Consider the following 9,232-nt stretch of genomic DNA (forward strand, 5'->3'; position numbering starts at 1 on the left):
ATTGATGACAACGCAGCAGATGTAAATTCAAGCAAGTTATTTGGCTGAATATGAACAGGTCACTACACTAGTAAAGTGGACATTCAAAATCCTGCTTCAATTCAGCAAGTGCTTCTTTATATTTAAATGTCGCACTCATTCCAAATTTATCATACGAAAGGTCATATACCCTTCCCTCTTTTACAGCCTTAAAATGTTTCCAAATATCATTTTTTTTAAAATCGTCGTTAAACATTTTTATAACTTGTTCCGGCATTGCATGAGCTGCACGAAGTATAATATCAGGTTCTTTCTTTTTCATATCCTCTGTATTTACTGTAAGAAATTCCTGTTTTGTGTCACTGTAGACATTTTCACCGCCGGCAAGCTCTACAAGATTTCCCACATACGAATTTGATGTTGCTATTATGTAACTTCCCGGAAGTCCCATAAGGATAAGAACCTTCGGACGACTTTTAGTCTTATTCTCACTTTTATATTTCTTATAAAAAGTCACAAATTCATTTATAAGACTGTCAGCTTCTTTTTCCCTGTCAAAAATAATTCCCAATTCCTGTATTGAACGGTACATTCCCTGCACGCTTTTCAGATTTAAAAATGCCCACTCCGTATCAATAGCTTCATATTTAGGCTTAAGGTCACTCTGCAATGATGATGGCGACAATATCCAGTCAGGCTGAACCGAAGATACGATTTCCATATCAGGACTCATAGCTGTACCGATTTTTTTTACATTTTTATATCTTGACGGAATTGTCGATACCGTTGACGAACATACACCTGCCAAATCAATATTAAGTCTGTCGCAAATATCTGCTATTGCTGGCGAAGTCGCAATTATGCGTGGATTTCTCCCAAGCTTGCTAACTTTTTCTTTCGCCGACTCAACTGCAGCTTTCTCAGACTTGTCCGTAATTTCAAGCATTGAATTTATATCAATATCTGTCGATGAGTTATCGTTTGCTGATGTTCCCTTTTCATCTGCTGATGAATTATCATTCACTGATGTCTCTCTTCCATCTGCCGATGAATTATCATTCGCTGACATTTCTTTTCCGGATGCAACGATTTCTTTTGTCGATGTTGTTTCTTTATCCGGATGCTGATTTACACAACCACTGAGCAAAAAAGAGAGTGAAAAACATAATATGACAACAATGTTTAACAAGTTATTTTTCTTATGCTTATTTTGGATAACTCCATTTTTAATAAGTTTATTTTTAATAACCTCATTCTTCATCATCTTCCATCTCCTCTCCCCATCTTCGCCAATTTCGCCTGAAATAATAAACCATGCCTGCACCTGCCGCAATAATGACAAGTCCTGATAATGTTATTGATATGGTAAGTACCACAACCCATTTTGCCATTGTCATATTCCCTGACTTTCCGTTATTACTACCTGTAGTCTGTATACTATTTCCATCATAAGCCGTCTCCGACGCTCCTGCGTTCTGTGAACCTGACGGATCCGAGCCATTTTCTTTGCTTTCATCCTCTGTTGAAAGGCTTAAACCCTGTGCATCCGAAAGTCCCGACTCAGAGATTTCAGAACTTGTATCTGACAATATATTACCACTTATTGATATATTATCATTTTCTGAAAGATTACCTGCTGTTTCCGATAAAGTGCTATTGTAAGTACCGCTTTTTGAAGAATTTTCATCTGATGATGCAGCTACATTTGCAGACACATGAGTAACAGCCATTCCTGATACTTTTCCTGCCTTGAAATTTTTCGCATATGCATAAAAAATAACATTTCTTCCCATAGACTGTACATACATTGACAATTTTACTATACAATTCTTATCCGAAACCGGAATACAATAATCAGCCGTTTTTCCGTTGCCATCTGTGCCATTTTTTGTCACTAAAGGACTTACCTGCTGCCATGATTGTGCCCCTCTTTTCTGCACATAAAACTTGTGGTCTGAAGTATAGTCCATAAGACCTACACGCATAGTAAGATAAGATTGTCCGTCATCCGTCTGCTCTAACATTCCTGAAGTCTTAAGTACACTCTCGACCATTCCCTGTCCAGTAGCATACGAACCATTGCCGCCTGCATCCTCAACTTTATTTGTAACCGGATGCCTGTAACAGGGTACTATCTTACACGAATAAATTTTTCCACTCACCGCACTACTTGAGCTGCCCGATTCACTCCCTGCTTTGCCAGATGCACCCGAATTTGTTGTCCTTTTTGATGACTTTTTGCTCTTTGACGATTTATTTGTCACAGAATTACTCTTTTTTCCTGCAACGATAGAATTAAGGTCAAGTTTGATATAAGCAGGCTGTGTTCCAGAACCTTTACTTATGGCATCCATTACAGGCACAAACACCTGCAGCGGCACATATCCGTTTTTCTTTGCTTCTTTTATCATAGGAAAAGAAACTTTTCGCGGATAATCTTTTCCGTATGCATCAGTCAGTTTTCTGCCATTTTTCTTCTGATAAGAAATTATCTTAGCAGCAGCAGTCTTACCCTCAGGCACACCACTTTTTGTCACTTTGTACCCCGACTTAAAATATCTTATCCTGCTTAAATATCCTTTTGCACTTCCTACAGTAAGTCCAGAAAAATCAAGCATTAATGTATATTTTCCTTTTTTCACCCTCAATGAAATATTGTGGTTTATCGCCTCATTTGACATTGAACTGCTCTTTTTATCAGTCTTTAACATCTGTCCCGCTATCGTATAAGTTCCGTCAGACAGATTTTTTATATTTAACTTCCTGTTTTTATCCTTTGCAGAAGAATCTTTGATTGACGAATTTTTATTACTGGAAGTCGATGGCTTTTTTGTTGATGTCGGCTGTGCTGACGGACTTGCCGTTGTCACCGGTTTTTTTGTCACATCCGGCTGTGCCGTTCCCATAATATCTTCTACCTTTTCATCTGTTTTGGTAAGCGTATTCCAATCTAATAACAATCTCGCATATTGCGTTCCGCCACCTTTGTTTACAGCCTCCATCACAGGCACATAAATCTGAACCCATGTGGATGTGCGATTCCACTCTATAGGAACAAACGCATAATGTGGATATAATTTTCCCTTTACTTTTGAATCAAGTCCTGTTTTAGGATTATTGTACTTATCGTAAACTCCCTCATAATACTCAGTTACTTTCGCACTCTCCGCTTTCACCGATTTAGGCATATTTTCACTATCTGTCCATGATGGAAAATAATAAAAACCATACAGATACCCCTTAAAAGCACCTGATGTAAGCGCCTTAAACTTTAATCTCAAACTTATACTGTTTCCGCTTTTTACAATCTTCATCGGCTGTGTAACCGCCGAATCCCCCATAGAAGGCTGATCAAGTGTTGCATGTCTTAGCTTTCCCTCAATCGTATAAACTCCATCCTCAAAATCATTTGCACTAACCCTCTCTGCCCCACTAAGATAAGAAAAATCCGACACAAGACTCAAAAAAAGAGCAACCACCAAAATCCATGCTATTACCTTATATCTCTTCAAAAATCTCATGCCGAACCTCCTATATCTTAAAATTACTAAAAAATTATTTAAATTTAACTCCTTTTGCTCCCGCTTTTATTATCTGTTTCTTAAGAGCCTTCTTTGTCTTAGCTGAAACACCATTCACAAACTTAATGTTCTTGAGTTTTTTACAACCCTTAAAAGCATTGTTTCCAACCTTTGTGACATATTTTCCAATAGTAACACTTGTAAGCTTTTTATTGTTCTTAAATGCATTTGCCGCAACAGCAGTGACTTTGCACTTCACCCCGTTTACTTTAACAGTTGCAGGTATTGTTATACTCTTAATATTTTTCTTACCTCTTAACAAAGTCACTCTTTCTTTTGAAATAACCTTATAAGTATTACCTGAATTTACAACCTTTGTTCCAATTTCTGCTTTATTTGTATTTGTTGACGGTTTTTCTGTTTCTGACAACTTAATACTATTAAGATCAAGTTTAAGATAAACATTCTGTGCCCCTGCTGCAGGTGCGATTGCTTCCATAACTGGTATAGTTATCTGTAATGGAACTATTCCGTCATTAAATGCCTCCGGTATAACATCAAAACTCAGAACACTTGGATAATTTGTCCCATAATCATCTGAAACAATTGTGCCATCACTGTTTTTCTGTACACTTTCAACATCTGCACTGACAAGCGAACCCGTAGGATTTCCATTTACATCCATTTTGTATCCTGTATCATAATAACTTAACGAACCAATATAACCTGTAATCCCTGATATATCCATACCTTTAAAATTCATCGTAAGCCTTGCTTTTCCTCCACTTACAATAAGTTTCATTGTATGATCTATTGCTGTGTCTGACATTGAAGTGCTTGTCATTCCCGGCTTATACAGGCTTCCGTTTACAGTATATGTACCATCTTTAAGGTTAAGTGTACTTCCCGAAGATGATGAAGAACTGCTGTCTTTCTTTAAACTATCCCAGTAAACCTTGATAAAACAATCTGTTGAAAATTTTCCTCTGTCAAACTTTACGCCGGAAATCTCTCCTGTAAGATTTTTCATTACTGGAACATAAATTTCAGCATTTGTATTATAAATAACTGCATAATCACCTTCCAATGGTAAAGTTACTTTAGTTACAGCTTTATCTTCTGCCGTAAATACATCATCCTCATAATCCACTGCTGATTTTTCAACTACTGCATCCTTCTTTAATTCTTTTGTCTTGTCATTATCTGTATAATATCCATTGAACTGCGTTACATATAATGGTTCCTTTGTTGTTCCATTAATAATATCTGTCGTAAGTGACATATTACCATTTGCATCAACATTTATAACTGCAGTATTCTTTTCATTTTCAACAAGTGAATGAGATGCAAGATCTGTTGTATAAGAAATATCAACTGTATATGTACCCTCTTTTAATTTTTCTGAAGGAACATTGATAACTTCTTTTGTTGCCTCAAGTCCAAGTGCTTTGATAATTGCATCTTTTATACCATTTGAACTATATGTTGCTCCTGAAACCGAATCAACAGCTTCTATTTCCTTAACATCTTTCACTGATTTTCCTATATATGCATCTTTAAGTCCTTCAACAGCCTTGTTAAGATACATCTTGTTATTATCCACATACTGACCTGAAAAATTCTTTCCTGTCACATCAATTTTTAAGATCTTTTCATCTTTTGCAGTTACTGTTACATCAATATCATATTCACCAAACTGCTTTACATGGGATACTGAACTACTCTGAACTGTTCCGTCATCAGATTTTACATTTGAAAGATCGAATGAAAGATATGCATTATGTGCCCATCCTCCACCAATAGACATCTGTAAGAACACACCACCCCAACTGTATGCTTCTTTTGGCAGTGTAAATGTTACTGAAATTTCATTTCCATCTGCATCTTTTACAGGTGTTGTATCTGCAAGTTTTGACTTATCCTCACAACTATCTTCTGTATAATATTTCCATTGAGATGCATATACTCCGTTGACAGTGCCAAGACCAAGTGTTACCTCCGTAGTTCCATCTTCTGCAACCACAAATGTTGCACTCTGCACAGCAGCACTTGCCATAGAAACACTCGATTTATCTTCTTTCAGAAGTTTTACCGGAATGTCATATGTACCTGCTTTTAACACTTCTCTTTCCTCCGCCAAAACAGTCATATCTGACGCCGGCACTAAACCTATTATCATTGCAAACACCATAAATAATGATAAAATTAGTCTTGCTCTTCCACAATTATGTCTGCCTGTTTCCCTAAAAAATAATCTACTCATTTTTACCTCCTGTTTCTTTGTTTACATTTGCATTTTCCGCATTTGCACTAACTCGAGTTTCAAGTTTCTAACTCAAAGTCAAAAAAAATCTGTTGACAAACAATCCAAAATTAATAGAACTGCTGCCAACATTAAAAACACTTTACTTCTGTTCTTACGCCCGTTAAGTATAACAAAAAACATTATTTTTGCAAGAAATATTTTTTGTTGCAATTGTGCATAAAAAACGTCTTTAATTGATAAATCTTAATCAACTGCCACAGCTTTTACACATTAAAACTTCAATCTTAGCAATTATTTTTTTGTTGCACTTTTGCAACTGATTTTTTATATGATATTTTTTCTCAGTAAAACACCTTCTTTTTCCTTAAATTGTCATAAGAAACATAGCAACAGATTCAGGCATATGCATGTCACCAACAGAGCACTGCATTTTCATATTTATAGTGCCATTCATATACTGACCTGTTCCTGTACCTAAATTAATAAATTGAATCATATTTGCAGGAATTAAAACTTCATCATCATCTTTAACAGCCTCTTTATAAGATGTTCCATCAAAATACATCACCCGGCTTACCTCTCCCATCATCATATGACCACTTATCGCTGAATTGGCTGATACTCTCTTAATCTTTAATTTTATCACTCCTTTTCCATCTCTCACACTTAGCGTACATGGATTTTCAAAACCATTATTTGCCATTGAAAGTACATCTCCATCTTCCGAACACATTTTGTAAAACACATATGAAAATTTATAATCCCCATCTTTCATAAGTTTGCACAAAATATTTCCACTAAATGCACATTCCTCATTCAAAGCATTTTTTATCCTGCACCTCTCATTTGCCCAATCAAGTGCTTTAATTGTCTCATCAGATGTATTTAACGCCCACAAAACTGCATCCTTTCTTGCATTTTTCTCACTTACTCCTTCACACATTAAGTGATTTATAAATATATCAACTTTATATTTGTATTGATTTATTTTTCTTTTTCCTGATTCTGTAAGTTTCGGATGTCTTTCGATTTTTTTATCTACAAGATTTTCCTGTTCCAATGCAGACAACAATCTGCTTATTTTATAACTCTTTTGATTTAAAGATTTCGCTATTGAAGATACATTTTTTTCGTCTTCAGCATTATTATCAAGAGCCATAAGTACCTGATATCTTAAAATTTCACTATCATCAGTCATAATTTTCCTCCAAACTGCTATCTGTTATATTTATACTGTCTTTAATCTGAAAAATATCTTTTTAATTATTCTTCTGACAATATAATAGTTTATCATGAAATATATTTCTGAGTAACATAGACTGATGGATAAATTTTATCAAATAAAACACAATTCTCACACCGACAGATTTATACTCGCTGCAACCTCCGTCTGACCATCCGCACTCTGCTCTGCCGACAGTTCAATCTGCTCTGTGTTTAATTTTGATGTATCCGTAAGTGTCTGTGTCATATCCATATTCATTGCTGCACCCTGGCTCTGTGACATCATAATGCCAAAATCTCCGCCGCCTCGTTTCCAAATTTCAATCTTTGCCTTAAGATATGTCATATCAGCATCCAGCAGTTTATTATTTTCTTCTCCTCTGTGTGCCTGTTTCTCCTTCTTCTCCTCTTTTTCTATCTCATCCTCAATCCTTCTAAGTTCCTTCTGCTGCTCTGCTCTTATCTTTTCATCAGGAATCTTGACAATTTTCTCTTTCTCGGATGAAACATATTTATCATCATCTTTTTTGTTCATAACTTCCTGCTTAATATGTGCAAGTTTCTTTTTTGCAACAGCTATCATTCTCTTTGCATGTGAAATGGCAATGTTTAATTCCTCGTCATCATAATCGCCACTTGCCGCTTTCCTTTTAAGTGCCGAAAGATTTGAATTGGCACTTGAGACAGCATTACTTGCCTGTGACACATTTTTCGCAGACTGAATATTTGAAGATACTTTTTTATAGCTGTAATTTAACACTTTTTTTGTCTTTGTTTCTATTTTTTTAGCATTTTTCTGAGCCTCTTTTGTTCTCTCAAGCATATCTTTTAAAGCCTCAAGCTGCTTTTGAAACTTTTCGTACTCTTCTTCTTTTTTTGTTTTCTGAGAATCTTTGTCAGATAATATACTGTTTTCATCTGTCTCTCCAACTTCAGTGCCATTGTCCTCACTCAATTCAAGCATTACACCATCATCTTCCGTAAGATAGGTACTTCCCCTGCCTACATTTGCCTTATTTACTGAAATTCCAATACCATTTTTCGTTGTAATGTTAGCTTCCGTATTTCCTTTCTTTCCAAAATCCAAGCTGTCATTTACATTCTCCGGTTCATCCAATAATTGTCCATTTACATCAGATGGCTTATAAGAACTTTTCTGAGTACTTTTTCCAATATTTGCCTTATAACTGTTTACTGTTGCTGCCTTTTTTCTCTTTGTAGTATTAGATTTAGAATTCCCTGACTTTCGTACTATCTGATTTCCACCTGCCTGAAATAAAGTGCCACTATTTATACTTACTGCCATGATACTCCCTCCTTAATCATTCAAACGCAGCTTAACATCTAATGTCAAATCTGCGATTAACTCCTTTTTCTATATATCGACAGCTTTTATAAAACTTCTCAACACAAATCAACAACAATTCCACTATATTTCCACCTATTTTCCACACAGATTTTATAAGTTATCCACAAGTTATCCACAAATTGTGCATAAATGTTTACTGTGCTGGTCGTACTGTGGTTGAGAACAGCAGCAATAACCATATTTGCTTTCTTGACTTTATAGTATGGCAATGTTAAAATATTTTTGAACATATGTTCTCAAAAAGAGAGAGGTGCACATGAAACGAAATACCAATATTTTAAAAATCATCACATATACTTTATATATTATAATCACATTTATAATTTTAATATTCATCCTATATTGCAGTAAAAATAAGGACATGAAATTTATTCTAAGTTCCATTGGTATCTGGTTCTGTTTTTTTCTTTTCTGTGTCTACAAAATATGTATGGCAAGAAAATATACAAACTTTTTTGAAAAGGGCAGGTACGATGCCGTTGATTTTGATGATATGGATGGGTTTGAATTTGAAGAACTTACCTGTGACATCCTTGTTGCAAATGGTTTTGAGATTGCCGAAAGCACACAGAGCAGCGGTGATTTTGGAGTAGATGTCATAGCACAAAGGGATGGCGTAATCTACGCTATACAGTGTAAAAGATACAAAGGCCCTGTAGGAATCGAAGCTGTGCAGCAGGTTTATGCCGGCCGCGATTTTTATGAATGTAATGTAGCTGTTGTGCTGACAAACAGTTATTTTTCAAAAGCAGCACAAAGACTTGCAGATAAGATTGGGGTAGTCCTGTGGGACAGGGATATGTTTAAGGAATTGTTATAAGTCAAGCGGATATTCGCAATCCGCTTTGCTACTTGCTCATAACACTATTAGCT

The 9,232-nt window shown here is 35.6% G+C and carries 6 protein-coding genes; 1 reads left to right on the top strand and 5 read right to left on the bottom strand.

Going from position 1 to position 9,232, the window contains the following annotated elements:
• Positions 1 to 67: 67 nt before the first annotated feature.
• The 5 genes from isdE to KQI69_RS00875 all read right to left on the bottom strand — a co-directional run bounded on the left by isdE (position 68) and on the right by KQI69_RS00875 (position 8,296).
• Complete coding sequence (gene isdE, locus KQI69_RS00855; RefSeq protein ID WP_253288936.1) at positions 68 to 1,243, bottom strand: heme ABC transporter substrate-binding protein IsdE; 1,176 nt, start codon at positions 1,241 to 1,243, stop codon at positions 68 to 70.
• Positions 1,230 to 3,500 carry a heme-binding Shp domain-containing protein gene (locus KQI69_RS00860; RefSeq protein ID WP_216563392.1) on the bottom strand — a complete coding sequence of 757 codons (2,271 nt, stop codon included), beginning with the start codon at positions 3,498 to 3,500 and terminating at the stop codon, positions 1,230 to 1,232. Before KQI69_RS00860 ends, isdE begins: the two co-directional genes overlap by 14 nt.
• A gap of 34 nt (positions 3,501 to 3,534) precedes the next feature.
• Positions 3,535 to 5,763: an NEAT domain-containing protein gene (locus KQI69_RS00865; RefSeq protein ID WP_216563393.1), complete on the bottom strand. Its 2,229-nt coding sequence runs from the start codon at positions 5,761 to 5,763 to the stop codon at positions 3,535 to 3,537.
• Positions 5,764 to 6,130: 367 nt separating this feature from the next.
• Positions 6,131 to 6,964, bottom strand: a complete 834-nt coding sequence (locus KQI69_RS00870; RefSeq protein WP_216563394.1) for a hypothetical protein — start codon at positions 6,962 to 6,964, stop codon at positions 6,131 to 6,133.
• 156 nt (positions 6,965 to 7,120) lie between these two features.
• The gene (locus KQI69_RS00875) at positions 7,121 to 8,296 is read right to left on the bottom strand and encodes a hypothetical protein (protein ID WP_216563395.1); all 1,176 of its coding nucleotides are present in this window, start codon (positions 8,294 to 8,296) and stop codon (positions 7,121 to 7,123) included.
• 493 nt (positions 8,297 to 8,789) lie between these two features.
• Between KQI69_RS00875 and KQI69_RS00880 the strand changes: the two genes are divergently transcribed.
• A complete protein-coding gene (locus KQI69_RS00880) occupies positions 8,790 to 9,179 on the top strand; it encodes a restriction endonuclease (RefSeq protein WP_216563396.1) in 390 nt (129 codons plus the stop codon).
• Positions 9,180 to 9,232: the final 53 nt, after the last annotated feature.

Origin of the sequence: Eubacterium sp. MSJ-13 (genome assembly GCF_018918235.1) — a bacterium.
In the GTDB taxonomy this organism is placed as follows: domain Bacteria; phylum Bacillota; class Clostridia; order Lachnospirales; family Lachnospiraceae; genus Butyribacter.

Bases quoted from the DNA above. Each gene is read 5' to 3' on its own strand.
- isdE (WP_253288936.1), bottom strand. From the start codon at position 1,243: ATGATGAAGAATGAGGTTATTAAAAATAAACTTATTAAAAATGGAGTT.
- KQI69_RS00860 (WP_216563392.1), bottom strand. From the start codon at position 3,500: ATGAGATTTTTGAAGAGATATAAGGTAATAGCATGGATTTTGGTGGTT.
- KQI69_RS00865 (WP_216563393.1), bottom strand. From the start codon at position 5,763: ATGAGTAGATTATTTTTTAGGGAAACAGGCAGACATAATTGTGGAAGA.
- KQI69_RS00870 (WP_216563394.1), bottom strand. From the start codon at position 6,964: ATGACTGATGATAGTGAAATTTTAAGATATCAGGTACTTATGGCTCTT.
- KQI69_RS00875 (WP_216563395.1), bottom strand. From the start codon at position 8,296: ATGGCAGTAAGTATAAATAGTGGCACTTTATTTCAGGCAGGTGGAAAT.
- KQI69_RS00880 (WP_216563396.1), top strand. From the start codon at position 8,790: ATGGCAAGAAAATATACAAACTTTTTTGAAAAGGGCAGGTACGATGCC.